Origin of the sequence: Variovorax sp. GrIS 2.14, assembly GCF_046115955.1 — a bacterium.
Classification (GTDB): domain Bacteria; phylum Pseudomonadota; class Gammaproteobacteria; order Burkholderiales; family Burkholderiaceae_C; genus Variovorax.
The window spans coordinates 36,729-60,725 of record NZ_JBJXIA010000003.1; the positions used below are offsets into that span (position 1 = coordinate 36,729).

At 65.2% G+C, this 23,997-nt stretch carries 23 protein-coding genes and 1 other RNA gene; 11 read left to right on the forward strand and 13 right to left on the reverse strand.

The genetic code is table 11. The features are described from left to right. Positions 1 to 12 precede the first annotated feature (12 nt). The 6 genes from RCH10_RS06300 to RCH10_RS06325 form a co-directional block, all read right to left on the reverse strand. Positions 13 to 1,050 (reverse strand): ABC transporter ATP-binding protein, encoded by a 1,038-nt coding sequence (locus RCH10_RS06300; RefSeq protein ID WP_409051733.1) that lies wholly within the window; start codon positions 1,048 to 1,050, stop codon positions 13 to 15. After that, positions 1,043 to 2,101 (reverse strand): ABC transporter ATP-binding protein, encoded by a 1,059-nt coding sequence (locus RCH10_RS06305; RefSeq protein WP_409051982.1) that lies wholly within the window; start codon positions 2,099 to 2,101, stop codon positions 1,043 to 1,045. Before RCH10_RS06305 ends, RCH10_RS06300 begins: the two co-directional genes overlap by 8 nt. A 47-nt stretch (positions 2,102 to 2,148) precedes the next feature. Continuing rightward, positions 2,149 to 3,057, reverse strand: a complete 909-nt coding sequence (locus RCH10_RS06310) for an ABC transporter permease (protein ID WP_409051734.1) — start codon at positions 3,055 to 3,057, stop codon at positions 2,149 to 2,151. A gap of 4 nt (positions 3,058 to 3,061) precedes the next feature. Then, entirely contained in the window at positions 3,062 to 4,015 is a 954-nt protein-coding gene (locus tag RCH10_RS06315) for an ABC transporter permease (protein ID WP_409051735.1), read from the reverse strand. Positions 4,016 to 4,040: 25 nt separating this feature from the next. Then, positions 4,041 to 5,741 carry an ABC transporter substrate-binding protein gene (locus tag RCH10_RS06320; RefSeq protein ID WP_409051736.1) on the reverse strand — a complete coding sequence of 567 codons (1,701 nt, stop codon included), beginning with the start codon at positions 5,739 to 5,741 and terminating at the stop codon, positions 4,041 to 4,043. A 134-nt stretch (positions 5,742 to 5,875) separates the two neighbouring features. Next, entirely contained in the window at positions 5,876 to 6,709 is an 834-nt protein-coding gene (locus RCH10_RS06325; RefSeq protein ID WP_409051737.1) for an IclR family transcriptional regulator, read from the reverse strand. Between the two features lie 110 nt (positions 6,710 to 6,819). Between RCH10_RS06325 and pyrC the strand changes: the two genes are divergently transcribed. The 4 genes from pyrC to htpX all read left to right on the forward strand — a co-directional run bounded on the left by pyrC (position 6,820) and on the right by htpX (position 10,556). Continuing rightward, positions 6,820 to 7,857: a dihydroorotase gene (gene pyrC, locus RCH10_RS06330; protein ID WP_409051738.1), complete on the forward strand. Its 1,038-nt coding sequence runs from the start codon at positions 6,820 to 6,822 to the stop codon at positions 7,855 to 7,857. Continuing rightward, the gene (locus RCH10_RS06335; RefSeq protein WP_409051739.1) at positions 7,854 to 8,762 is read left to right on the forward strand and encodes an NYN domain-containing protein; all 909 of its coding nucleotides are present in this window, start codon (positions 7,854 to 7,856) and stop codon (positions 8,760 to 8,762) included. The genes pyrC and RCH10_RS06335 overlap by 4 nt, the downstream gene beginning before the upstream one ends. After that, complete coding sequence (locus RCH10_RS06340) at positions 8,738 to 9,571, forward strand: DUF3025 domain-containing protein (protein ID WP_409051740.1); 834 nt, start codon at positions 8,738 to 8,740, stop codon at positions 9,569 to 9,571. The genes RCH10_RS06335 and RCH10_RS06340 overlap by 25 nt, the downstream gene beginning before the upstream one ends. Positions 9,572 to 9,680: 109 nt before the next feature. After that, the gene (gene htpX / locus RCH10_RS06345; RefSeq protein ID WP_409051741.1) at positions 9,681 to 10,556 is read left to right on the forward strand and encodes a protease HtpX; all 876 of its coding nucleotides are present in this window, start codon (positions 9,681 to 9,683) and stop codon (positions 10,554 to 10,556) included. Between the two features lie 132 nt (positions 10,557 to 10,688). On the opposite strand, the gene RCH10_RS06350 is transcribed toward htpX, so the two are convergent. The 4 genes from RCH10_RS06350 to cysK all read right to left on the reverse strand — a co-directional run bounded on the left by RCH10_RS06350 (position 10,689) and on the right by cysK (position 15,081). Continuing rightward, positions 10,689 to 11,699, reverse strand: coding sequence for a ProQ/FINO family protein (locus RCH10_RS06350; RefSeq protein ID WP_409051742.1), 1,011 nt, complete (start codon positions 11,697 to 11,699; stop codon positions 10,689 to 10,691). A gap of 34 nt (positions 11,700 to 11,733) precedes the next feature. Then, positions 11,734 to 12,357 carry a flavin reductase family protein gene (locus RCH10_RS06355; RefSeq protein ID WP_222620449.1) on the reverse strand — a complete coding sequence of 208 codons (624 nt, stop codon included), beginning with the start codon at positions 12,355 to 12,357 and terminating at the stop codon, positions 11,734 to 11,736. A 70-nt stretch (positions 12,358 to 12,427) separates the two neighbouring features. Continuing rightward, positions 12,428 to 14,077: an NAD(P)/FAD-dependent oxidoreductase gene (locus RCH10_RS06360; protein ID WP_409051743.1), complete on the reverse strand. Its 1,650-nt coding sequence runs from the start codon at positions 14,075 to 14,077 to the stop codon at positions 12,428 to 12,430. A gap of 65 nt (positions 14,078 to 14,142) precedes the next feature. After that, positions 14,143 to 15,081 (reverse strand): cysteine synthase A, encoded by a 939-nt coding sequence (gene cysK / locus RCH10_RS06365; protein WP_187054325.1) that lies wholly within the window; start codon positions 15,079 to 15,081, stop codon positions 14,143 to 14,145. A gap of 64 nt (positions 15,082 to 15,145) precedes the next feature. On the opposite strand from cysK, the gene rnpB reads away from it, so the two are divergent. After that, positions 15,146 to 15,482, forward strand: an RNA gene (gene rnpB / locus RCH10_RS06370) — RNase P RNA component class A. Between the two features lie 22 nt (positions 15,483 to 15,504). Here rnpB and RCH10_RS06375 read toward each other — a convergent pair. The 3 genes from RCH10_RS06375 to RCH10_RS06385 are packed head-to-tail and all read right to left on the reverse strand — an operon-like array spanning position 15,505 to position 18,269. Then, on the reverse strand, positions 15,505 to 16,254 hold the full coding sequence (locus RCH10_RS06375; RefSeq protein ID WP_409051744.1) for an RNA pseudouridine synthase: 750 nt from the start codon (positions 16,252 to 16,254) through the stop codon (positions 15,505 to 15,507). Further along, positions 16,251 to 17,927, reverse strand: coding sequence for an MBL fold metallo-hydrolase (locus RCH10_RS06380; RefSeq protein ID WP_409051745.1), 1,677 nt, complete (start codon positions 17,925 to 17,927; stop codon positions 16,251 to 16,253). Before RCH10_RS06380 ends, RCH10_RS06375 begins: the two co-directional genes overlap by 4 nt. Positions 17,928 to 17,951: 24 nt before the next feature. Then, positions 17,952 to 18,269, reverse strand: coding sequence for a cell envelope biogenesis protein TolA (locus RCH10_RS06385; RefSeq protein WP_409051746.1), 318 nt, complete (start codon positions 18,267 to 18,269; stop codon positions 17,952 to 17,954). 205 nt (positions 18,270 to 18,474) lie between these two features. Between RCH10_RS06385 and dapF the strand changes: the two genes are divergently transcribed. From dapF to RCH10_RS06415, 6 genes are all read left to right on the forward strand, one after another. Next, positions 18,475 to 19,350, forward strand: a complete 876-nt coding sequence (gene dapF / locus RCH10_RS06390; protein WP_409051747.1) for a diaminopimelate epimerase — start codon at positions 18,475 to 18,477, stop codon at positions 19,348 to 19,350. A gap of 39 nt (positions 19,351 to 19,389) precedes the next feature. Then, the gene (locus tag RCH10_RS06395; protein WP_409051748.1) at positions 19,390 to 20,085 is read left to right on the forward strand and encodes a DUF484 family protein; all 696 of its coding nucleotides are present in this window, start codon (positions 19,390 to 19,392) and stop codon (positions 20,083 to 20,085) included. After that, a complete protein-coding gene (locus RCH10_RS06400; RefSeq protein WP_409051749.1) occupies positions 20,082 to 20,738 on the forward strand; it encodes a YdcF family protein in 657 nt (218 codons plus the stop codon). The genes RCH10_RS06395 and RCH10_RS06400 overlap by 4 nt, the downstream gene beginning before the upstream one ends. Next, on the forward strand, positions 20,722 to 21,705 hold the full coding sequence (locus RCH10_RS06405) for a tyrosine recombinase XerC (RefSeq protein ID WP_409051750.1): 984 nt from the start codon (positions 20,722 to 20,724) through the stop codon (positions 21,703 to 21,705). Before RCH10_RS06400 ends, RCH10_RS06405 begins: the two co-directional genes overlap by 17 nt. A gap of 159 nt (positions 21,706 to 21,864) precedes the next feature. Continuing rightward, a complete protein-coding gene (locus RCH10_RS06410) occupies positions 21,865 to 22,746 on the forward strand; it encodes a nitrilase family protein (protein ID WP_409051751.1) in 882 nt (293 codons plus the stop codon). A 64-nt stretch (positions 22,747 to 22,810) separates the two neighbouring features. After that, positions 22,811 to 23,977, forward strand: a complete 1,167-nt coding sequence (locus RCH10_RS06415; RefSeq protein WP_409051752.1) for a substrate-binding protein — start codon at positions 22,811 to 22,813, stop codon at positions 23,975 to 23,977. The last annotated feature ends 20 nt before the right edge of the window (positions 23,978 to 23,997 follow it).

A 23,997-nucleotide genomic window follows, 5' to 3' on the forward strand; every position in this document is an offset into this window, starting at 1 on the left:
CTCCTTTGGAAATCACACGGCAACAGGCGCAACAGGCGCAACAGGCGCAATCGCCGCCGCCCGATCCGTGTGGATGCACCGCGCATGATGCCCCGGTGCGACTTCGATCGACGGCGGCTGCGCGGCGCGGCAGGCATCGGTCGCCAGCGCACAGCGCGCGGCGAACGCGCAGCCGGGCGGCAAATCGGACAAGTTGGGCGGCGCACCGCCGATCGTCTCCAGCCTCACGCCCCGCGCCATCGCACCTTCGGCGCGGCTCTTCAGCAACGCGATCGTGTACGGATGCCGGGGCGTCAGGATGAGGTCGCGTGCAGTGCCTTCTTCGACGATGCGGCCGGCATACATCACCGCGATGCGGTCGGCCACTTCGACCGCCGCGCCGATGTCGTGCGTGACGAAGATGACCGACAGGCCCAGGTCGCGCTGCAGGTCGCGCAACAGCAAAAGAATCTGGATCTGCACCGTGGCATCGAGCGCGGTGGTGGGCTCGTCGGCCAGCAGCACCTTCGGGTTGCAGGCGAGCGCCAGCGCGATCATCGCGCGCTGGCGCATACCGCCGGACATCTCGTGCGGGTAGGCCGAGAGGCGCCGTTGCGGACTCGGGATGCGCACCTTCTCGAACAGCGCCAGCGCACGTGCCGCCGCTTCGGGCCGGCTCGCACCGTCGTGTCGGCGAATCGTTTCGATGATCTGTGCACCGACCGTGTAGACCGGGTCGAGTGCGAGCAACGGCTCCTGGAAGATCATCGCGACTTCTTTGCCGCGCATGTCCGACAGCGCGCGTGGGCTCATGCCGAGCACGTCTTGCCCGTTGACTTCGAGCTTGCCGGTGATGCGTGTGCTGCGCTCGTTGTGCAGCCGCATCACGGTGCGCAGCGTGACGCTTTTGCCGGAGCCCGACTCGCCGATGAGCGCGACGACTTCGCCTTGCTGCAGCTGCAGGTCGACGCCGTTGACGGCCTCGATCTTTTTTCCGGGTGCGATGAAATTGACGTGCAGGTCTTTGAGCTCGACGGCGAGGCCGGCGACCTTGGTCGATGCGTCAGACATGCGCCGGCTCCGCTGTTGCGGCTGTCGCAGCATGCAGCGCCGCGGGTTCCGGCATGTCCGGAAAGTCCGCCGTCGGCACATAACCCGAGCCCGACTGCCAGCGCAAACATGCCACGCCGTGGCCCGGCGCCGTCTCTGCAAAGGCCGGCATCTTCTGGCTGCACACCGCCTGCGCGAACGCACATCGCGTGTGAAAGCGGCAACCCGATGGTGGATCGATCGGGTTCGGCGGATCGCCCGACAAAGGCGCCTCCGTCGTGCGCTGCATCGGATCGCCGCTCGGCATCGAGCGCAGCAGCGCGCGCGTGTACGGATGGCGCGGCGCATCGAACACCTGCGCCGAGGTGCCGATCTCGACCACCTGGCCGAGGTACATCACCAGCACGCGGTCCGACATGTAGCGCACCACGTGCAGGTCGTGGCTGATGAAGAGATAGGTCAAGCCGAAGTCGCGCTTCAGGTCTTCGAGCAGGTTGAGCACCTGCGCCTCGACGGACTTGTCGAGCGCAGACACGGCTTCGTCGAGGATCACCAGCCGCGGCTCCAGCGCCAGCGCACGCGCGATGTTCACTCGCTGTCGCTGGCCGCCCGACAGCTCGTGCGGATAGCGCCCTGCGAAACGCGCCGGGTCGAGCCCGACGCGCGCCAGCAGGTCGTGCGCGCGGTTGAGCGCATCGCGGCCCGACACGCCGTGCACTGTCGGCCCGAAGGCGACCGAGTCCTCGATCGTCATGCGCGGGTTCAGCGACGAGTAGCTGTCCTGGAACACCATCTGCGTCTGGCGGCGGAAGTCGCGCAAAGGCAGGTCGCGTGCGCCGACGGTGGCGCCATCGAACACCAGCTCGCCGCTGTCCTGCACGATGAGCTGCATGAGGATGCGTGCGGTGGTCGACTTGCCGCAGCCGGATTCGCCGACCACGCCCAGCGTTTCGCCTTTGAGAATTTCGAAGCTCACGCCATCGACTGCGCGCACCGCGGGGCGGGGTCCGCGTGCGAATCCGAAGCCGCCGCGCTTCAGTGGAAAGTGCTTTTTCAGGTCCTGCACGCGCATGAGCGGCTGGCGCGGCCCGCCGATGTCGGCATTGCTGCCGGGCTTAGTCACTGCTTCACCTCCATCGCCGCACGCAGCCCATCGGCCAGCATGTTGAACGACACCGAGGTGATGAAGATGAGCACGCCGGGCAAGGCCGCGATCAGCGGCTGGCTGTAGATGGCGGTGCGCAGGGTGTTGAGCATCAGGCCCCATTCCGGCTGTGGCGGCTTCACGCCGAGCCCGAGAAACGACAGGCCCGAGGCCAGGATCATCGAGACGGAAATGAGACTGGTCGCGTACACGAAGATCGGCCCGATGACGTTGCCGAAAACATGGCGCCGCACGATGGTGAAAGCCGTGGCGCCCGAGGCGCGGGCCGCGTCGACGTAGTCGCTGCGTCGCACTTGCGTGGTCACGCTCTCGGCGATTCGCGCGATCTGCGGCACGAACACGACGGTCAGCGAAATGAGCGCGTTGGTGATACCGGCGCCGAGCGCCCCCGACAGCGCGATGGCCAGCAGCACCGACGGAAACGCATACAGCACGTCGATGCACCGCATGATGATGGTGTTGACCTTGCCGCCCGCGTAGCCGGCCAGGATCCCGACGCCGCTGCCGATCACAAAAGCCATGATCACCGGCGCGATCCCCATGAAGAGCGAGAGTCGGCCACCGAGCACCAGGCGCGACAGCATGTCGCGGCCCAGCTCGTCGGTTCCCAGTGGAAAGCCGGCCGTGCCGACCGGCCGCAAGCGCTTGAACATCGAGGTCGCGAACGGGTCGCTCGGCATGATCCACGGCGCCAGCAGTGCGACGAGGATCAGCAGCGCGATGATGCCGGCGGCGGTCAGCGCGATCGGGTTGCGCACGAGGCGGCGCAATACGTTGGCGCCGTGGCTGGCGGAGCGCACGGCTGGTGTAAATTGAACCGGCGGTGTGCCGGCTGCGAGTGCAGTGACGGAAGTCGTCGACATGGCGTCAGGCCCTTTCGATGCGAGGATCGAAAAGCGTCTGCAAGACGTCGACCAGCAGATTGAGTGCAACGAAGAACAGTGCGAGCACGAGGATGGTTCCCTGCAGCAGCGGCAGGTCGCGCTGGAAGATCGCCTGGTTCAGCAGAAAGCCGGTGCCCGGCCAGGCGAACACGGTCTCGATCAATATCGATCCGCCGAGCAGGTAGCCGAGTTGCAGGCCCATGACCGCGAGGGCCGTTGGTGCGCAATTCTTGACGACGTGCCTGAACACGCCGAATTCGCTCAACCCGCGCGCACGCAGGCCGATCACGAACTCCTGCGAAAGAATGTCGGCCACCAGTGCGCGCACGGTGCGCGCGACGATGCCCATCGGAATGAACGACATGGTGACGGCGGGGAGGATGAGGAACTTGATGTGTTCGACGTCCCACTTCCACAGGGCAGAACCGTCAGGCCCGGCGCCGGTGGCCGGCAGCCACATGAGCTTGGCCGAGAAGACGATGACCAGCACCATGCCGAGCCAGTAGTGCGGCAGGCTGACGCCGATCACCGAGATAAAAGAGGCCGCGCGGTCCATCCACGAGTTGCGAAAGTAACCCGCTACAAAGCCGAACAGCGAACCGAAGGCAAAGCCGATGAGCGTCGCCAGCGCGGCAATCATGAAGGTGTTACCAACAGCCTTGAACACCTCCTGCGTGACCGGACGAGCCGTCGCGATGGAGGTGCCGAGGTCGCCGTGCAACGCCCGCCAGATCCACAGGCCGAACTGCACCGGCCACGGCTTGTCGAAGCCGTAGATCTTCATCATCTGCTGCTGCAGGTCGGCCGAGGCATCGGCCGGCAGGATCGACACCAGCGGATCGCCCGGCGCGATGTGCACCAGCATGAAGCAAAGGAACGACACGCCCAGCATGATGGGCAAGGCGTAGCCGATGCGGCGCAAGAGATAAGAAATCATGGGGCGCCGCGACCTGGGGGCGAGCTCAATCCATGCTCATCGTTGCCAGGTCGATGAACCAGCTCTGCGGCTGCACCACGCCCTTGATTTTCGGCGACAGCGCGCGCGGTCCGACGTCGTGAGCGACGAACAGGAACGGGGCCTCATCGACGATCTTCGCGTGCAGGTTGGCCAGTGCCATGTCGCGCTGCTTCTCGTCGAAGGTGGTGCGGGCCTTGTCGACCAGTGCATCGACTTCCGGGTTGCTGAAGTAGCCCCAGTTGTTCGACACCGGCGGGAAGGCTTTGGTGCTGACGAAGCGGACCATCGCGAAGAACGGGTCCATGGTCGCTGCGCTCACGTTGGTGGCGTGCGCACCGTGGGCGCCCGGGTCCTTGGCGCCGAGGCGCCAACTGGAGAACAACGTGTTCCATTCGACGACGTCGAACTGCACGTCGAAATAGCACTCCTTCAGGCTTTGCTGGATGAATTCGTTCATCGGCAGCGGCTGCATCTGGCCCGAGCCCGAGGCCGAGGTCTGCACCTTGACCTTGACCGGCTTGCTCGCAGAGTAGCCCGCTTCGGTCATCAGCTTCTTGGCGGCGGCCGGGTCGTACTTGATCTGGAAGGTCGGGTTGCCGCGCCACGGATTGCCGGGCTCGGCCACACCGGTGGCCTCGACCATCAGGCCACCGAGCAGCTCTTTCATGGCGGTGCGGTTCAGGCACAGGTTGGCAGCGTAGCGCACCTTCTTGTCGGCGAAGGGCGAGTCGGGGAGCATCGAGAACTGCCATGGCCAGAGGTGCGGCTGCAGGTTGGAGTACAGCTTGAAGCCGCGGCCCTTGATGGCTTCGAGCGCATCCGGTGCGGGAGCTTCGATCCAGTCGACCTGGCCCGACAACAACGCTGCGGTGCGCGAGCTCGCCTCAGGCAACGGGAGCATCACGACGCGGTCGATCTTGGGGCGACGGGCGGCGTCCCAGTAGTCCGGGTTCTTCACGATTTCAAGGCGTTCGCGCGGCACGAACTTCGATGCCTTGAACGGGCCGGTGCCGGAAAAATCGGCGGCAAAAGCGGTCCAAGCGGCCTTGCTGCGCTCGGCCTTGTCGGTCACGGTGGCGGGCAGGGCGGCCAGCTTCTTTTCCCACTGCACGGGCGAGGCCATGAAGAGGTTGGTGAGGTTGATCGGCAGAAACGAATCGGGCTCCGACGTGGTGAGTTCGACCGTCAGGTCGTCGATCTTGCGGGCAGTGCGCAGCGTCGGCATGCGCGATGCGGTCACACCGATCTGCGCGGGGTCGAACTGGGGTGCGTCCTTGCGCAGTACCTTGTCGACGTTCCACACCACGGCGTCGGCGTTGAAGGGGGAGCCGTCGTGGAACTTGACGCCGGGGCGCAGCTTGAACACCCACTTGGTGCGGTCGGAGGCATCGACGGCCCACGACAGGGCCAGGTCGGGAATCACGACGCTGGCCTTGGTGGCCGACGTCAGGTCCCATTGCGTGAGGCTGTCGTACATCGGAACGCCGGTGAAGCGATTGCCTTCGTAACCTTGATCGGGCTGGCCCGAGGTGCGCGGAATATCGCCCGCCGTCATGGCGATGCGCATGACTTTTTCCTGGCCGAGCACTGCAGTGCTGACGAGCGACAGCGCCGCGACCAGCAGCGCGCCTGAGCGTATGCCGAAGCCATGACCGAGGCCACGGCGTGGTGCGGCAATGCGGGTCGGCGAAGTGGGGGTGTTCATGAAGAGCGACCTTTGAGTTTCGGAATGCCTTTGTTCAAGCAAGCGACATGCCAATCGAATCGTCTTCATGAAATCGATAGTCGATATTGAAGAATCAAGTTGGTGCGCGGTGCGAACGGGTTCGGTGCGGCGACTCAGTGAGCGATAGCGCTCGCGATGGCACGGGCGCATTCGATGACCATCGGCGCGAGCTTCTTGCGTGCGTCTTCCATGGTCCAGCGGCTGGTCGGGGGCGACAGGTGCACCGCGCCCAGCGCGTCGCCCTGCCGGTTGAGGATCGGTGCGCCGATGCCCATGTCGCCGAGGAAGAGTTCTTCGGCGTTGGTCGCGTAGCCGACACGCCGGCATTCGGCGATGCGCGCCATGATGGGCTTGATGTCGGTCAACGTGGACGGGGTGCGAGCCGGGCGCGGCGCCATTTGCAACAGCACCAGCACCTGGTCGTCGGGCAAGCTGCTGAGCCACGCCCGGCCCGAGCTGGTGCAGTACATCGGAATGCGCATGCCGACGGGCGTCAGCACCGGAATGAACTTCGATGTCATGAGCTGCGCGACGTAGACCATCTCCGCGCCGACAGGCTCGGTCACGCTTGCGGTCTCTCCGCTCGCGTTCGCCAGCTGCGACAGGTATGGGTGCGCGATCTTGATGAGCGCATTGCCTGCCAGGTAATTGAAGCCGAGCTCGATGGTGCGCGGCAGCAGCTGAAAGCGCCGTGTCTGCGGATGCTTGCCGATGTAGCCCAGCACCTGCAGGGTGTGCACCGTGCGCTGCGCCGAGCCCTTGCTCATGTCGGTGCGCTCGGCGATTTCGGCCAGCGTCATGGTGCGATGCGCATCGTCGAAAGCGCGCAGCACCGCGAGACCTTTTTCTAGCGACTGGTTGAAGAGCGGGTCGGAGTCCGGCGCGGGAGCCGCAGCAGGCTGCGGCGATGCGTGTGGTGCTGCCCGACGTGTTGACTTGGTTGTCATTGAATCTGGATACCGCTGAATCGGTAATCGATTTGAAGGTGCATCGCTCGAGCAGGTTCCGTGCCGGGTGTACCTCGCTCCGGGACAAGGCCAGACGACAATGCCGGACCATGACCAGCATCTCCTCCCTCACGATCACGCGCCCCGACGACTGGCACCTGCATGTGCGCGACGGCGCCGCGCTCGAAGCCGTGGTGCCGCACTCGGCACGCCAGTTCGGCCGCGCGCTCATCATGCCCAACCTGCGTCCCCCCGTGACCACTGCAGAGCAAGCGCTCGCGTACCGCGACCGCATCCGCGCGGCCGTGCCGACCGGCGTCGACTTCGAGCCGGTGGTGTCGCTCTACCTCACCGACAAACTGCCGCCCGACGAAATCGTACGGGCGGCCGAGGCCGGCGTGCGCGCGCTCAAGCTCTATCCGGCCGGCGCCACCACCAACAGCGATGCGGGCGTGACCGACATCCGCCACACCTACAAGACGCTCGAAGCCATGCAGAAGCACGGCCTGCTCTTGCTGATCCATGGCGAAGTGACCGACCCCGCCATCGACCTGTTCGACCGCGAGGCGGTCTTCATCGATCGCGTGATGATCCCGTTGCGGCGCGACATGCCCGAGCTCAAGGTCGTGTTCGAACACCTCACCACGAAAGAGGGCGCGCATTACGTTCGCGATGCCGATCGATTCACCGCCGCCACCATCACCGCCCATCACCTGCTCTACAACCGCAACGCCATCTTCACCGGCGGCATTCGCCCGCACTACTACTGCCTTCCGGTGCTCAAGCGCGAAACGCATCGCGTGGCACTGGTCGAAGCGGCGACCAGCGGCAGCGACCGCTTCTTTCTCGGCACCGACAGCGCACCGCACGCTGCGGCCCTGAAAGAAAACGCCTTCGGCTGCGCTGGCTGCTACACCGCGCTCACTGCGATCGAGCTGTATGCCGAAGCCTTCGACGCCGTCGGCGCCATCGACAAGCTCGAAGGCTTCGCCAGCTTTCACGGCGCGGATTTCTATGGCCTGCCGCGCAACGCCGGCACCATCACGCTGAAGCGCGAGCGCTGGACCGTGCCGGAAGAAGTACCGTACGGCGAGGCAACGCTCAAGCCACTGCGCGGCGGCGAAACTCTCGACTGGAAGCTCGCATGACCCCCACTCCCCGCATCATGCTGCTGATCGACGCCGACAACGTTTCGTCCGATGTAATCGAGCAGGCCGCGCAACGCACGATGGCCGTGTACGGCGCCATTCATGTGCGTCGCGCCTATTGCAACGCCGAGACCGCGCTGAAGCAGCAGGCGTTGTTCAAGCGCTTGTCGGTGCGGCCCATGGTCAACATCTCGGCCGGCAAGAACAGCACCGACATCGCGCTCGCGGTCGACGCCATCGACCTGGTCATCGCCGAACGCCCGCACGTCGTCGTGCTGGTGTCGTCCGACTCCGACTTCGCGCCGCTGGTGATCCGCCTGCGCGAAAAAGGCTGCCGCGTGTGCGGCATCGGACAGCAGGGCAAGACGGGCGAAGAAACGGTTGGCGTGTACGACGAGTTCATCGACCTGGCGCACAAGAGTGCGTCGTCGGCGACAACGCGTGTGGCGTCGGCCGCGGCTCCACGCGCGGCTGCAGCTCCGCGTCAACCAGCGCGAAAGGCAGCGTCGAACCGTTCGGCTGCCAAGTTTTCCGACGAGGCATCGCAGGCCGACGAACTCCCGGTTGCCCGAGCTACGTCGCCTGCACCGAACGCACAGAGCACACCAGTCGCTCCACGTGCGCCCGCAGCGCCCCGCAAAACCGCGAGCCGCTCCGCCGCCCGCAAGAACGCGCCCGTGAAAGTGTCCGCACCTTCCGAGGCGGCGGAGTTCATCCTGAACGCCGCGCCTGCGCTGGGCAGTGGCACCGACGTGCCGCTCAACGATGTCGCGAAGGCGCTGCGCACGGCAGGACTGCTCGGCAAGCACGGCAGCTCGCTCAAGCTCTTCGACAAGCTCACCGACGAGTTCGCCGTACTTCAGCACCCGGACCGGATTCGATGGACCGGCGGCCCGACCCGCTGAACCTGTCCGGGGTCGACTGGGCCCGTCCCTGGCTGGCGCACTGTCGCGACATCGGTCAGGCAGTGGCCCAGTCATCGGAGAAATCCTCCGTGGCGCAGGCGTTGCAAGCGGCCTCGTTCGGCGTGACGATCGATGCTGGCAGTGCAAGTGGGCCCTGCGTTCCGGCCTTTGTGCCGCAAAGCCATCTGCCACTCGATCGTGCCTACGAAGCGCACATCTTCGAGACCGGTACCGTGCCGACGCGCAACAACCTGCACGATTTCTTCAATGGGCTCACCTGGCTCGCATTCCCGCTGACCAAGAAACGTCTCAACGCATTGCAGGCGGCTGAAATCGAACGCGCCGGCGTCGGCGCGGCGCGCGGTCCATTGCGCGATGCACTCACGCTGTTCGACGAAAACGGCGCGGTACTCGATGCGCCGCCTTCGATGTGGGAAGCGCTGCGCGCGCGCGACTGGCAACGACTTTTTGTCACCGAACGTGCGGTGTGGCAGGAGGCGCGGTTGCTCGTGTTTGGTCATGCGCTGCTAGACAAACTGTGCCGACCGCGCAAGGGAATGACAGCCCACGTGCTGCTCGCGCCCGGCGCTTTCGACTCGACTCGATCGATCGCAGCCGACGATGCCGCGATAGCGCGTGCGCTCGATCCGGCGCACCTGGCCACCAAGCCTTTCGTGCCTTTGCCGGTGCTCGGGATACCGGGCTGGTGGCTCGATAACGAGAACTTTTCCTTCTATGATGACCCGGACGTCTTTCGTCCCTTCCGGCCCCGAGAAGAAGCAACATACAAACAGGGCCGGCGCCTTTAAATCCATTGCGCTCGCAGGGCGTGAAGCTTGAAGCGGGACGTTTCGGCTCCCATCTTCCGGTCTGTTGTCGCGGTCTGTTGTCGCCTTCTTTCCCCACGGAGAAATCAACTTGAAACGCATTCTTCTGTTCGTGCTCACCAACGTGCTGGTCGTCGCGGTGCTGGGCGTCGTGTCGAGCCTGCTCGGCTTCAACCGCTACCTGACATCCAGCGGGCTCAACCTGCCCGCACTGCTCGGCTTCGCGCTGGTGATGGGCTTTGGCGGGGCGATCATTTCGCTGCTCATCAGCAAGCCGATGGCCAAGTGGACGGCTGGCATCCGCATCATCAACAACGCACAGTCGGCCGATGAAGCATGGATCGTCGAGACGGTGCGCAAGTTCGCCGACACCGCCAAGATCGGCATGCCCGAGGTCGGCATCTTCGAAGGCGAGCCCAACGCCTTCGCCACCGGCGCGTTCAAGAATTCGTCGCTGGTCGCGGTGTCGACCGGCCTGCTGACGAACATGACGCGCGAAGAGGTCGAGGCCGTCATCGGCCATGAGATCGCACACGTGGCCAATGGCGACATGGTCACGATGGCGTTGATCCAGGGCGTGATGAATACCTTCGTCGTGTTCCTGTCGCGGGTCATCGGCTACGCCGTCGACAGCTTTCTGCGACGCGGCGATGACCGCAATTCCGGGCCCGGTATCGGCTACATGATCACGACGCTGGTGCTCGACATCGTGCTGGGCTTCGCCGCGCAGATCGTCGTCGCGTGGTTCTCGCGCCACCGAGAATTTCGCGCGGATGCAGGATCAGCCAGCTTGATGGGCAGGAAGCAACCCATGATGAATGCGCTGGCACGGCTGGGTGGGTTGCCTCCGGGCCAGTTGCCCAAGTCGGTCGAGGCAATGGGCATCACCGGCAGCATCGGCAAGCTGTTTGCCACGCATCCGCCGATCGAAGAGCGCATCGCTGCGCTGCAGAACGCCAGGGCTTGAGACTTTGAGTGCGGGGATAGCGTCTGGCGTGCACCTTCCGCTCATGTCTCCGGACACGCCCCGCTGTCTCCTCTGCAAAACGAAAAAAGCCGGCAACCTCTTGCCGGCTTTTCTAACTGGATCGCCCGATTTCTATGCGGCGTGGCCAGCATCCTTCGCATCGTCGGACGGCACCGCATTCGTCGTTGCTTCTGCTTCGGCTTCGGCTTCAGCAGCTGAAACAGCTTCGGCAGCCGCCGCAGCCGCAGCAGCAGCAGCAGCACGCTCCGCCTCCGCAGCCTTGTCGCTGCGAGCGCGCTGGAGGATTCGCTTTACTTCGACTGGGTCCATGCCGTACATGTCGGCGAACCCTGCTTCGTCCTTGCCGCTGGCTTCGAACGCGCGCAGCAGCGCTTCACGCTTGGCGGCCTGACGACCGAGCTCGGCCAGCGCTTCATCGAGCGCCGCATTGGCGCCCGCGTCACGTGCCCGCACTCGCTCGGCATAGATCTCGCGCGGCATGTCCGACGCTTCGATCGCCGCAATGATCCGTTCCTGCAGTTGCGGACGCAGATCGTCTTTCGAGCGGGCTTGACGGCGCTTGAACACTTCGAGGATCGCGTGGTGCACATGCTCTGGCGCGACTGGCTCGACCGCATTGCCGTCGAGGTCGTGGCGCGCATGACCGGCAGCGACGCTCTCCAGGTAGCGCGTCGAACGGGCATGCAGACCCATCGCGACCTTCAGCTCTTCGGTCTTGAAGGTGTCGGGATGGCGCGCTATCAGGTCCTCGTACGTGCCAAGCTTCAGCGGCAGGAAGCGGGCGCCGAACAGCTTGGGGTGCAGCTCGAACAGCTGCTCCAGAACCGGATGCACCTGGCGCGCCGGACGGGGCGCGCGCTGGTCGCGCTGGCCCTGGTGTGGCTGCTGCCCGCGTTGCCCTTGCGGTCCCTGTTGCCGCCCTGGCTGTTGCTGTTCCTGGCCGGCAGTCGGCCTTTGGCCTCCACCGCGACCAGAGCGCGGCGGCCGCGAGTTGCGGCGCGGCTCGTTCGGTTCCGTCGCTGCGTTCGATGGGGCGCCCTCGGATGCGGCGGTCGTGTCTTGGGCCGGCGCAACGGGCGTGTTCACCGCGGTAGGTTCGGTCTGGATGGCGTCTTCGGTCATGGGGTCGCTTGCAAGAAAAATCGGTTGTCTCGGATCAGCGCGGACGGCGCATCTGGAAGCGATTGTCGGCGGTCACGGCAAAGTAGTCCGCCGGACCGCCGCCACGCAGTATCGGCTCGGCCGCCGCGGTGTCGTAGATGCCGTCGTTCAACAGCCGCCGCGCGATGTGCACCGCGACCACTTCGCCCAGCACCAGCCAGCTCGAAATGGCGGTGCCATCGGCGGCCTGCAGCTGCACGATCTGTGTCAGTTTGCACTCGAAAGACACCGGACTTTCAGCCACGCGGGGCACGTCGATCTTTCGCGATGCCACGGGTGTCAGGCCGGCAAGCTGGAACTCGTCGACATCGGCAGGCACCGAAGCGCACGATAGGTTCATCTGCTCCGCCAGCGGTCGGGTTACCAGGTTCCACCCGAACTCTCCGGTTTCGCGGATGTTGTGCAGGCTGTCCTTCGCGGTGATGCTCGAGAAGCCGATGATCGGCGGCGTGTAGTTGAAGCCGTTGAAGAAGCTGTAGGGCGCGAGGTTCAACGCGCCCGCCGCGCTCTTCGACGAAATCCAGCCGATCGGCCGCGGGCCGACCATTGCGTTGAACGGATCGTGCGGCAGGCCGTGACCGTTGGCGGGTTCGTAGTAGTGAAAGTCGTCTTCGATCATCTTTTCGCTTTCGTGAGGTCTTTTGTTCGTTGGCCTTGAAGGCTTCGGCTGCAATTTCAGTGACGTGGGTTCAGTTCGAGGTCGCGAGCACGCCGCGCGCGACTGCCTCGGCAACCTTGATTCCGTCCACCCCCGCGGACAGAATCCCGCCCGCATAACTAGCCCCTTCGCCGGCCGGATACAGCCCGCGCACGTTGAGACTTTGATAGTCGTCGCCGCGCGTCATGCGGATGGGCGACGAGGTGCGTGTCTCGACGCCGGTCAACACCGCGTCGTGCAGGTCGAAGCCTTTGATCTTGCGGCCGAATGCCGGAAACGCCTCGCGCATCGCCTCGATGGCATAAGCGGGCAGGGCGCCGCGCAAATCGGTCGGCGTCACGCCTGGCTGGTACGAAGGCGTCACGCTGCCGAGCGCGCTCGATGGCTTGCCCGCGACGAAATCGCCGACCAGTTGACCGGGTGCGCGGTAGTCGCTGCCGCCGAGCACGAAGGCGTTGGATTCGAGCTCGCGTTGCAGCACCATGCCGGCCAGCGAGTCGCCCTTTTCAGTGGCAGTCCAACCCGGGAAATCGCGCGGCTCGATGCCGACCACGATGCCCGCGTTGGCATTGCGCTCGTTGCGCGAGTACTGACTCATGCCGTTGGTGACAACGCGTCCCGCCTCGCTCGTGGCTGCGACCACCGTGCCGCCCGGGCACATGCAAAAGCTGTAGACGGCACGTCCGTTGCTTGCGTGGTGCACCAGCTTGTAGTCCGCTGCACCGAGCAGCGGATGACCGGCGTGCCGCCCCCAGCGTGCACGATCGATCAGCCCTTGCGGATGCTCGACGCGAAAGCCGATCGAGAACGGCTTGGCATCGATGTGCACGCCGCGCGCATGCAGCATCTCGAAGGTGTCGCGCGCGCTGTGGCCGAGCGCCAGCACGACGTGGTCGGCACGCAGCTCACTGGTCGCACCGGTGGCCCGATCGAGCACCGACAGGCCTCGAATGTGGCCGTCTTCGATGCGCACGTCCGTCACGCGTTGCTCGAAGCGGATCTCGCCGCCCAACGCGACGATTTCTGCGCGCATCGTCTCGACCACCTTGACGAGCTTGAAGGTGCCGATGTGCGGATGCGCGACATAGAGGATCTCGGGCGGCGCACCTGCCTTGACGAATTCCTCCATCACCTTGCGGCCGAGAAAGCGCGGGTCCTTGATTTGGCTGTAGAGCTTGCCGTCCGAAAACGTACCGGCACCGCCTTCACCGAACTGCACGTTCGACTCCGGATCGAGCACGCCCTTGCGCCACAGTTTCCATGTGTCGATGGTGCGCTGTCGCACCGACTTGCCGCGTTCCAGCACGATGGGTTTGAAGCCCATCTGCGCCAGCACCAGCGCACAGAAGATGCCGCACGGCCCGAAGCCGACGACCACCGGGCGCAGCGGCATGTCGGCCGGCGCATGAGACGGCGCGCGCCACACCATGTTGGGCGCAGGCTGGATGTGCGGATGCGCCGCGTGCTGCGCGAGGAGAGCAGCTTCGCGTTCCGTGTCGACCAGCGCGACATCGACGATGTAGACCGTCAGCAGCTCGGCCTTGCGCGCATCGAAGCTGCGCTTGAAGACGGTGAAAGTCTGGAGGTCGAGCACATCGACATCGAGCGTGCGCGCGATGAGCTGCGGCAGCGCTTCGGGCGTGTGGTCGAGCGGGAGTTTGAGTTCGGAGAGGCGGATCATGGCGTGCGGCCCGTGTCGATCGGGCAGGTGCGGTGAAGGGCCGCGATGATACCGGCCGCCTGCGATCAGCCCGGCAACGCCGGCAAGAACCCCTCGACCGACAGATACCGCTCGCCCGTGTCGTAGTTGAACCCCAGCACCACGGCATCGGCTGCCAGCTCGGGCAGCTTTTGCGCGATGGCGGCGAGCGTGGCGCCGGACGAAATGCCCACCAGCGTGCCTTCTTCTGCGGCGCTGCGGCGCGCCATCTCGCGGGCCGGTTCGGCGTCGACCTGGATCACGCCATCCATCAACGCCATGTCCATGATTTTCGGCACGAAGCCGGCGCCGATGCCCTGGATCGGATGCGGAGCCGGACTGCCGCCGGAGAGCACTGGCGATGCAACGGGCTCGACTGCAAACACCTTCAGCTTCGGCCACTTCGCCTTCAGCACTTTGGCGACGCCGGTGATGTGGCCGCCAGTGCCGACGCCGGTGATCAACACGTCGATGCCACCGGGAAAGTCGGCGGCGATTTCTTCGGCCGTGGTGCGCACATGAACCTCGACGTTGGCCGGGTTGTTGAACTGCTGCGGCATCCACGAATTCGGGGTGCCGGCGACCAGCTCTTCGGCGCGGGCGATGGCGGCCTTCATGCCGCCGGCGCGTGGGGTCAGATCGAAAGTCGCACCATAGGCCAGCATGAGGCGACGCCGCTCGACGGACATCGAATCGGGCATCACCAGGATCAGCTTGTAGCCCTTGACCGCTGCGACCATGGCAAGGCCGATGCCGGTATTGCCGGAGGTCGGTTCGATGATGGTGCCGCCGGGCTTGAGCGCACCCGATTTCTCCGCGTCCTCGACCATCGCGAGGGCGATGCGGTCCTTGATGGAGCCACCGGGATTGGCGCGCTCCGATTTGATCCAGACCTGCTGCCCCGGCTTTGCGAGGTTGCCGAACAAGCGCTGGATGCGGATGTGCGGCGTGTTGCCGATGGTGGCGAGGATGGTGTCGGCTTTCATGGAGTCTCCTTCGTTGATCTGGGCGATCTGGGGTGGAAGATCATTGTGGCGATAATCGCGGCGTGAAGCACGCTGGACCGCCGCTGGTGCAATCTGGGAAACCAGGCACTGGAGGAACGTCCGGACTGCACAGGACAGCGCAGGAGCTAACGGCTCTCCACCGCGAGGTGAGGATCAGAGCAACAGAGACGAGTCGGTGAAGGGGCAACCCCGATCCGGGTGAAACGGGCAATCTCTGCGCGCAGCAACACCAAGTAGGCCAGTATCGAGGTGGTTCCGCTGAGCTGGCGGGTAGGTGGCATCGAGCTGTTTGGCGACAAACGGCCCAGAGTAATGGCGGTCATGCCGGGGTTCGCAAGAACGCCGGTACACAGAATCCGGCGTACAGGCGCGCTTCACACTAATTCAGCCGACGAGCCGTGTTCAGAACCGCTCGCTCGGCAGCAAGTAGCGCCATTGGCCTGGCAGCAGCCCGGCCAGCGGCACACGGCCGATGCGGATGCGCTTCATCGACAGGATGCGCAGGCCCACGCCATCGCAGATGTGAGCGATCTGCCCTGGTCGCGCACCCTTCAGCGCAAAGCGCAAACCGGTGTGGCCCTCACCCTGCTGACCGATGCTGACGCGTGCGGGGCTGCGCTCCAGACGATTCAATATTTCAGGACCGACCGGACCTTCGATGTCGACGATGACCTCGTGTTCCATCACGCCGGCGTCTTCCTGCAGCTTGCGCTCGATGCGGAACTCCTGCGTGAACACGATCAGCCCGCTGGCGCCGGCTTCGAGCGGCGTCATCACGCGCTGGGCTTTCACGTGATGCGGCAGAAAGCGCAGGCCCGCGCGCTCCGGCTCGTGGTGATTGGCCGCGAACAGCAGGCGATGCGCCGCATCGGTTTCGGTGCCGGCCGGCTTGTGCAGCAGCAAGGTCACCGCCATGACCGGCTGCGGTCGCGCACCGGGTTCGATGTCGACGCGTTGGCCTTCGCGTACGCGCGATTGCGGGACCAGCGCAGGCTCGCCGTCGACCCGCACTGCGCCGCTTTCGATCAGCAGTTCGGCTTCGCGACGCGAGCAGCCTGCGGCGGCGGCCACGCGCTTGGCCAGGCGGACGCCTTCGTCTACAGAGCCGCTGCGGCTCTCGCGGCTGTTGCGTTTGTCGTCCAGGGCGCTCATTGCGCCGCCAGTCGCTGCAGCCGTTCGACATGCGCTGCCAGCGAGCGAGCCGCCACCGGCCACATGCGCTCCGGCACATCGTCGTAGGCAATCGGCACCCAGTCTTCGACGTTGCCCTCCGGCAGGTGGCGCATGGCGGCGGCCACCTTGGCCTCGCGCCGCAGGCGGTGCGCCTTCAACATCGCGATGGCCTCGCGCGGACTGCCGATCACGTAGCCGTGCGCGGGCAGGATGAACCCGACGTTGTCGTTGGTGCAGGCGATGTCGAGCGTGTCGAGGGAGTTCAGATAAGCCGTCATGTCGCCGTCCGGCGGATCGACGACTGTCGTACTGCCGTTCAGGATGTGATCGCCCGAGAAGAGCAGGGCGTCTTCTTCGAGCAGCAAGCAAAGGTGGTTGGCGGCATGGCCGGGCGTGTGGATGACGCGCAGCGTGTGCCTATGAGCGGACGTGTCGGTTGGCGCTGGCGCCGCCAGCGTGAGGCGCTCGTTGTCGTGCAGCGCGCGATCCGGCGTGAAACGCGCGGTCGGACGTGAAGTTGTCGCAGAGGGCAGACCGAGGATCGGCGGCCGCGTATTGCACAGCGCCTGCAGCGGCGCAGCGCCCGGCGAGTGGTCGGCGTGCGAATGCGTGCACACGATCATGCGGATGTCGCCCTGCGTCGCGCGCCATAGCCGGCCGATGTGATCGAAGTCGTTCGGACCCGGATCGATCACGATGTAGCCGGTCGTCGCGTCGCCCACGATGTAGCTGTTGGTGCCCGGGCCGGTCATGGCGCTCGGATTGGGTGCGGTGAGCCGTTGCAGGTTTTTCAGCAGCGGCACGGGAACTTCGTTTTGCCAGTCGAGCGTATGCAGGATCTGGCCATCTGGGCACACCATCGCGAGCTCGCCGTACGGCGAATCGGTCTCCATGTAGCGCGCGTCGGCGCCGTCGAGCAGGCCGGCGCGCGGGCAACTGGTCCAGAGCGGGCCTTCCCCTTCCGAGCGATTGGCGCAGGTGCCGAGCACTGCATCGACGTTACCGTAGGCGGCGAGCCGCTCGAGCGTCCGTACCGTCGGGAAGATCATGAAGAAGCTGCCGGCCTTGTGGCGCTCCAGCGCATCGGCAGGTCGCACCCAGCAGGGCTCGAACTGCTCGGTTTCGTCCGCAACCGGCGTCTGGGCTTCGGGCATGCGCGCGACCAGAAACGGCACGTCGAATCGCTTCGGCAAATCGCGGTCGGTAATCCAGTGGGCGAAGGTGAAAACCTTGTCGGTGGACAGCAGCAAACCGCGTGCGGCGCATTGCTCGGCGAAGGCGACCGTCGTCGACGCGGTGCTGCGATCCATGTCGTCGATCTCGGCAGCCGTGACCGGGCTGCCATCGGCGTGGTGGGCAAGCAGCACGCCCAATTCTTCGAAGCTTTCGCGAATAGCCGCGATCGCCTGTGTCAACTGCAAACGGCTTTGGGTGCGGCGCCGTGTCGCGATGCGTCGTGCCGACGTGTCGGCCTCGTCGATTCGACCGCCCGGGAACACGTAGGCTCCGGGCGCGAAGCTGGCGCTCGACGACCGCCGAGTCATCAGGACTTCGAGGCCGTCGAGTGTGTCGCGCAGCAGGAGAACCGTCGCGGCTGCACGCAACGGCGCCGACTCACGCGGAGGATGGAGTTGTTGGGTTGAACGAACCATCGCCGCATTATCTGCGGCGCTTTATTACTTGGGCGTGCCGCCTTGCGTGCTAGGGCGCTTGCCGGGCCGGCGCTGGTCACGGGTTTCGGCCCGGGCCTCGCCGGCAACCGCCGCTTTGTCGGTACCGATGGCGCCGCCTTCAGGGGCCTTGGGCTCGTCACCGCCGGGCGCCTTCACCATGCCGGCCGGTCGGCCGTCTTTGCGCATCTCGCCCGCCTGCGTCGATTTGTCGGTGGCGTAGCCGGGCGTATTCGGTGGCACTGGCACGCCGGGCGGGGTGGGTTGTGCGTAAGCACCTGCAGCAAACAGACCCGCGAGAAGAATCGAAAGTGTTTTCGTCATAGAGAACCTCCAGAAATGATTTGAAAATGAAATGCGCAGCGCTAGGCCGTTGCCTTGGCTGCCTTTGTACGGATCCTGGCCCCAAAGAGATCCGCGCGATTGGCATGGGCGCCGACCGCAGCGGTAGGACGATGGCGCTTTCGGCTGTCGATAAGCTTTCACGCCACTCGCTTGGGGGTGCCGGCCCGCCGCCGATAATCCGCAGATGCGAATCCGTTTCACCAAGATGCAGGGCGCCGGCAACGACTTCGTCGTGATCGACGAGACGCGAGGCGCCTTGGCGTTGAACAGGGCCCAGTACCGCTTCCTCGCCGACCGTCATTTCGGCGTTGGCGCGGACCAGATCCTGACCGTACGGCCGTCGCCCGGTGCGGGCATCGACTTTCAGTACGTGATCCACAACGCCGATGGCGGAGAGGTCGAGCAATGCGGCAACGGCGCCCGCTGCTTCATGCGCTACGTGCGCGAACATGGGCTGACGACCAAGGCTGCAGTGCGGGTGCAAACGCTCTCTGGCGTCATCGAGCCACGCATGAATGCCGACGGCCGCGTGACGGTCGACATGGGCGCCCCGATCTTCGAGCTGCCGCGCGTGCCTTTCGATACGGCCGGCCTCACACCGGTGGTCGAAGGCGGCTGGGAGCAATGGCGTCTGGCGCTCGGCACCCACGCCGACAGCGCGATCGTTTCCGTCGCAGTGCTGTCGATGGGCAATCCGCACGCGGTGCAGGTGGTGGACGATGTCGAAGCCACGCCGGTCGCAGTGCAAGGCCCGCTCATCGAGCACCATCCGCGCTTTCCGCAACGCGTCAACGCCGGCTTCATGCAGGTGGTGGATCGCGCCAACATTGCGCTGCGCGTGTTCGAGCGCGGTGCCGGCGAGACGCTGGCCTGCGGCACGGGCGCCTGTGCGGCCGTGGTTGCAGGCATCTGTCTCGGCCTGCTCGATGCGCGGGTCGATGTGCAGACTCACGGCGGCGTGCTCACGATCGAGTGGGCCGGCGAAGGTCGGCCCGTGCTGATGACCGGCCCCGCAACCACCGTCTTCGAAGGCGACATCGAAGTTCCCGACTTCGCCTGATGGCTCCTGAACTCTTCTGACCTGATCGACTGATCCGACATGCCCCACAACATCCACGACAACGCCGCCATGAACCCGATCACCGAGGACGACATCGCCAACTATCTGGTCAACACGCCCGACTTTTTCGAGCGGCATGCGCAGTTGCTGGGCCAGGTACAGCTCACCAGCCCGCATGGCAACCGGGCAGTGAGCCTGCAGGAACGGCAGGCTGAAATGCTGCGCGAAAAAATCAAGGCGCTGGAGCACCGCGTCATGGACATGATCCGGCACGGTACCGAAAACGTGGTCGCGTCCGACCGGCTTCAGCGCTGGACCGCGGGGCTCCTGACCACCCGCGACCCGCGTGGCGTGCCTTATCGCATCGTCGACGAGTTGCAGTCGCTCTTTCTGGTGCCACAGGCGGCCATCAAGGTGTGGGACTGCGAAACCAGCTACCTCAACGAGCCTTACGCGCAATGGGTGAGCGATGACGTGAAAGCGCTCGCCACGTCACTGACCGAGCCGTATTGCGGCCTCAATTCCGGCTTCGAGGCGACCCAATGGCTGGCCGAGCCGCGTGCCGCCGTGTCGATCGCAATGATCCCAATGCGGGCCGAGCCCGAGTCGCCAGCCTTCGGCATGTTGATCCTCTCGTCGCCCGATGCGCATCGCTTCAATTCAGACATGGGCACGGAGTTTCTGGAGCGCATCGCCGAGCTGGCGTCGGGCGCGCTGTCGCGACTGCGGCCTTGATCGGCTGGCTGCGACGCGCAACGCTGACCGCACCTTGGGTCGCGCCCGCGGCAGGCATTGCGGCCCTGTTGCTGGCGGCGCTGGCGTTCGTGTGCGTCGCCATCGGCATCACGGTCTGGCGCGATGCGCTCGACCGGTTGGCCCACCCACCTGAACGCACCGCCGACGCGGCGCTGGTGCTGGGCAATCGAGCGTACTTGCGCGGCAAACCCAACCCGTGCCTGACCGGCCGTGTCGACGCCGCTCTGGCGCTGGCTTCAGCGGGCCGTGTGCAGCGCCTGGTGTTCTCGGGCGGCGTCGACAGCGAAGACGGCCGCATCGAAGCCGAGGTCATGCGTGCCCATGCTGTCCAGTCGGGCTATGCCGGGCCGATGCTGCTCGAACCGGCTTCCCAATCAACGCGTGAAAACCTGGCGTTGTCGACTGCAGTATTACAGGCCGCAGGCGTCAAGAGCGTGATCGTCGTGACGGAGCCCTATCACCTGTGGCGCGCGCAGCGTCTCGCGCATGCCGGTGGATTCGATCGGCTTTTCGACGTCCAGTACGCCGCTGCGCCGACGAGTTGCTGGTTGCGCTGGGGCATGGCGTTCAAGGGTGCGTTGCGCGAGCCGTTGGCCATCATCAACAATGCGGCTCATGGCTATCTCCGCTGATCTCGCCCTGGTCGAAAGATACCTGGAGCATGTGCGCGTGGAGCGCCGGCTGGCGGCGCGCACGGTCGAGCTGTATGCCATTCATCTGACGACGTTGTCGGAGAAGGCCACCGAAGCCCGGCTGGCGTTCGACAAGGTCCAAACGGGCCACGTGCGCCGCTGGATGGCGCAGTTGCACAGTGCCGGTCATGCGCCGCGTGGCATCGCTCTCATTCTTTCGTGCTGGCGCAGCTTTTTTCGCTGGCTCGGGAACGAAGGGATGGTTGCGGGCAATCCGGTGCAGGACGTGAAGGCACCCAAGGCGGCGCGGCCGCTGCCCAAGGCGTTGGCCGTCGACGACGCGGTGCGGCTGGCCGACCTGCACGACACCGAAGCCGACCCGTGGACCGAAGCGCGCGACCGCGCCGTCGTCGAGTTGCTCTATGGCTGCGGCCTGCGCGTGAGCGAACTGACGGGGCTCGATGTTCACGCCAGCGCGACCGCGCGCGGCTGGGTCGACCTCGATGCCATGGAAGCCAGCGTGCTCGGCAAGGGCAGCAAACGGCGCAGCGTGCCGGTCGGCTCGAAGGCCGGCGAAGCGCTACTCGCATGGTTGGCCGTACGTGCCGATTGCGCCGCGCTCGATGCCGCCGCGCAGCGCGATCCGGTCGATGCCGCGGCCTTGTTCCTCGGCGCCAAGGGCACGCGACTGTCCCCTCATGCGGTTTGGAAGCAGTTGCGCGCGCGCAGCCTCAAAGCCGGCCTTGCAGCGCCCGTGCATCCGCACATGCTGCGCCATTCGTTCGCCAGCCACGTGCTGCAGTCGAGCAGCGATTTGCGTGCGGTGCAAGAGCTGCTGGGTCACGCCAACATCACGACGACGCAGGTCTATACGCGGCTGGACTTCCAGCATCTGGCGAAGACCTACGACGAATTTCATCCGCGTGCCAGGGCGCGCACGACGCCGGAAAGCGGCTCAAAAAAATAACCGTCGAGCCTTCTTGACAATGCGCGCTGACGCTCATTAGAGTCGGGCCTTCGCTGGCGACAATGCCGGCCGCGGCAACATCGCCGCACTCATCACCGGCAACACTGCCCTCTGCTTAGCGCTTACGCGCAGCAGGGGGCTTTTTTTTGGATTTTCGAAATGGCCCTCTCGCCTTCGACCGCGCAACAGACCCGCGTGGCATGCCTTCAGTTCGAGCCTCTCGTCGGCGAGAAGCAGCGCAACCTCGACGCCAGCGTGCGCCTGATCGAAGCTGCCGCTGCAGAGGGTGCGCGACTGATGGTGCTGCCGGAGCTGTGCAATTCAGGCTATGTTTTCGAGACACGTGAAGAGGCTTTCTCTTTGGCCGAAGCGGTGCCCGGCGGACCGAGCTGCGCGACGTGGATCGCCGTTGCCCAACGACTCGGCGTCACCCTGGTCGCGGGCATCGCCGAGCGCGACGGCAACGCGCTCTACAACGCGGCAGTGGTGATCGGCCCTGATGGCTACATCGGCACTTTTCGCAAGGTACATCTCTGGAACGCCGAGAACCTTTTCTTCGAACCGGGAAACCTGGGCTTTCCGGTTTTCAACACGCCGCACGGGCGCATCGGCGTGGCGATCTGCTACGACATCTGGTTCCCCGAGACCTTTCGCATCCAGGCATTGAAGGGCGCCGACATCGTCTGCGTGCCGACCAACTGGGTGCCGATTCCCGGCCAGGCGCCGGGGCGCGAAGCGATGGCCACGATCCTCACGATGGCGGCAGCACACAGCAACTCGATGTTCATCGCCTGTGCCGACCGCGTCGGCACCGAGCGCGGCCAGTTGTTCGAAGGACAGAGTCTGGTCGTCGGTTGCACGGGCTGGCCGGTGGCCGGCCCCGCGAGCCGCGTGGCGGAAGAAATCGTCATCGCCGATGTCGACCTTGGTGAGGCCCGGCGCTCGCGCAACTGGAACGCTTTCAACCAGGTTCTGCGCGACCGACGCACCGACGTCTACAGCGAAATGCTTGGCAGCGGGCAGACGCCCGGCTGGTACTGAGCGCCCTCGGATTCTTCGCTCCCTTTTCCGTTCATCCATTCATTCAACCCGCAGGAGTCTCCTCATGTTCAAACCGAAAATCCGCATCCTCACCGCCGCTTTGACGCTGGTCGCCTTTCCGTTGCTGGCCGCCGCGCAAGGCGATGCGCCGATCCGCATCGGCGTGCCGGTCGGCCTGTCCGGCGCTAACAGCGTGGTCGCGCCTTCGGTAGTGCAATCGGCAGAGCTGGCCATCGAGGAGATCAACGCTGCGGGCGGCGTGCTGGGCCGCAAGCTCGCACTCGAAGTGGCCGACGATGCGTCGGGCGCGGTCGGTGCGCAGAAGGCTTTCGATTCGCTCGTGTTCCAGAAGAAAGTCGACGTGCTGATCTCGATGGAGACCAGCGCCGCGCGCAATGCCGGCCTGCCCATCGTGGCACGCGGCAAAGTGCCGTACATCTATACCTCGTTCTACGAAGGCCGCTCGTGCAGCCCGTGGATGTTCGTCAATGCATGGGTGCCGGAGCAGCAGGTGCCGCCGGTGGTCGACTACTTCATGAAGACCAAGAACGCCAAGACGATCTTCCTGGTCGGCAGCGACTACTCCTTCGGTCGCGGCATGCTCGAATTCACCAAGAAGTACGCACAAGGCAAGGGCGCCAAGATCGTCGGCGAGGAATACCTGCCGATGGACGGTAGCGACTGGACCGCCGTCATCAGCAAGATCCGCGCGACCAAGCCGGACGCGTTGATCACCTCGACCGCAGGCGGCGCCCCCAACGTGACGCTGACCAAGCAATTGCGCGCGGCCGGCATCAACATTCCGTACGGCAACCTGGCGGTGGACGAAGGCACGGCCAAGAACATGGGTGCCGATGCCGCGGGCATCTACATTTCGGCGTCCTACGTGACCGGCATCGACAGCCCCGCCAACAAGAAATTCCTCGACGCGCTGACCAAGAAATTCGGTGCCGACCTGAAGACGCCCAACGATCTGTCGGTGCCCGAATACGAAGCTGTCTACGCCTACAAGGCGGCGGTCGAAAAGGCGAAGAGCACGGACGCCGACAAGGTCCTGAAGGCATTGGCTGAAGTGGCAGTCGACGGCCCGCGCGGCCGCATCACGATGAACCAGCAGCACCACGCGCCGCTCACGATGTATCTTGCGCAAGTACAGGCCGATGGCGGTGTGAAGGTGATCGACAGCTTCAAGGATGTCGCTGTCGGCATGCAGTGTCCCAATCTCAAATAAAACGACGGCCGCAACTTCGC

Bases quoted from the DNA above. Each gene is read 5' to 3' on its own strand.
- RCH10_RS06335 (WP_409051739.1), top strand. From the start codon at position 7,854: ATGACCCCCACTCCCCGCATCATGCTGCTGATCGACGCCGACAACGTT.
- RCH10_RS06310 (WP_409051734.1), bottom strand. From the start codon at position 3,057: ATGTCGACGACTTCCGTCACTGCACTCGCAGCCGGCACACCGCCGGTT.
- dapF (WP_409051747.1), top strand. From the start codon at position 18,475: ATGCGAATCCGTTTCACCAAGATGCAGGGCGCCGGCAACGACTTCGTC.
- RCH10_RS06380 (WP_409051745.1), bottom strand. From the start codon at position 17,927: ATGGTTCGTTCAACCCAACAACTCCATCCTCCGCGTGAGTCGGCGCCG.
- RCH10_RS06405 (WP_409051750.1), top strand. From the start codon at position 20,722: ATGGCTATCTCCGCTGATCTCGCCCTGGTCGAAAGATACCTGGAGCAT.
- RCH10_RS06355 (WP_222620449.1), bottom strand. From the start codon at position 12,357: ATGATCGAAGACGACTTTCACTACTACGAACCCGCCAACGGTCACGGC.
- RCH10_RS06360 (WP_409051743.1), bottom strand. From the start codon at position 14,077: ATGATCCGCCTCTCCGAACTCAAACTCCCGCTCGACCACACGCCCGAA.
- RCH10_RS06395 (WP_409051748.1), top strand. From the start codon at position 19,390: ATGCCCCACAACATCCACGACAACGCCGCCATGAACCCGATCACCGAG.
- RCH10_RS06305 (WP_409051982.1), bottom strand. From the start codon at position 2,101: ATGCGCGTGCAGGACCTGAAAAAGCACTTTCCACTGAAGCGCGGCGGC.
- RCH10_RS06415 (WP_409051752.1), top strand. From the start codon at position 22,811: ATGTTCAAACCGAAAATCCGCATCCTCACCGCCGCTTTGACGCTGGTC.
- RCH10_RS06340 (WP_409051740.1), top strand. From the start codon at position 8,738: ATGGACCGGCGGCCCGACCCGCTGAACCTGTCCGGGGTCGACTGGGCC.
- RCH10_RS06410 (WP_409051751.1), top strand. From the start codon at position 21,865: ATGGCCCTCTCGCCTTCGACCGCGCAACAGACCCGCGTGGCATGCCTT.
- RCH10_RS06315 (WP_409051735.1), bottom strand. From the start codon at position 4,015: ATGATTTCTTATCTCTTGCGCCGCATCGGCTACGCCTTGCCCATCATG.
- RCH10_RS06385 (WP_409051746.1), bottom strand. From the start codon at position 18,269: ATGACGAAAACACTTTCGATTCTTCTCGCGGGTCTGTTTGCTGCAGGT.
- RCH10_RS06320 (WP_409051736.1), bottom strand. From the start codon at position 5,741: ATGAACACCCCCACTTCGCCGACCCGCATTGCCGCACCACGCCGTGGC.
- pyrC (WP_409051738.1), top strand. From the start codon at position 6,820: ATGACCAGCATCTCCTCCCTCACGATCACGCGCCCCGACGACTGGCAC.
- RCH10_RS06350 (WP_409051742.1), bottom strand. From the start codon at position 11,699: ATGACCGAAGACGCCATCCAGACCGAACCTACCGCGGTGAACACGCCC.
- cysK (WP_187054325.1), bottom strand. From the start codon at position 15,081: ATGAAAGCCGACACCATCCTCGCCACCATCGGCAACACGCCGCACATC.
- RCH10_RS06300 (WP_409051733.1), bottom strand. From the start codon at position 1,050: ATGTCTGACGCATCGACCAAGGTCGCCGGCCTCGCCGTCGAGCTCAAA.
- RCH10_RS06375 (WP_409051744.1), bottom strand. From the start codon at position 16,254: ATGAGCGCCCTGGACGACAAACGCAACAGCCGCGAGAGCCGCAGCGGC.
- RCH10_RS06325 (WP_409051737.1), bottom strand. From the start codon at position 6,709: ATGACAACCAAGTCAACACGTCGGGCAGCACCACACGCATCGCCGCAG.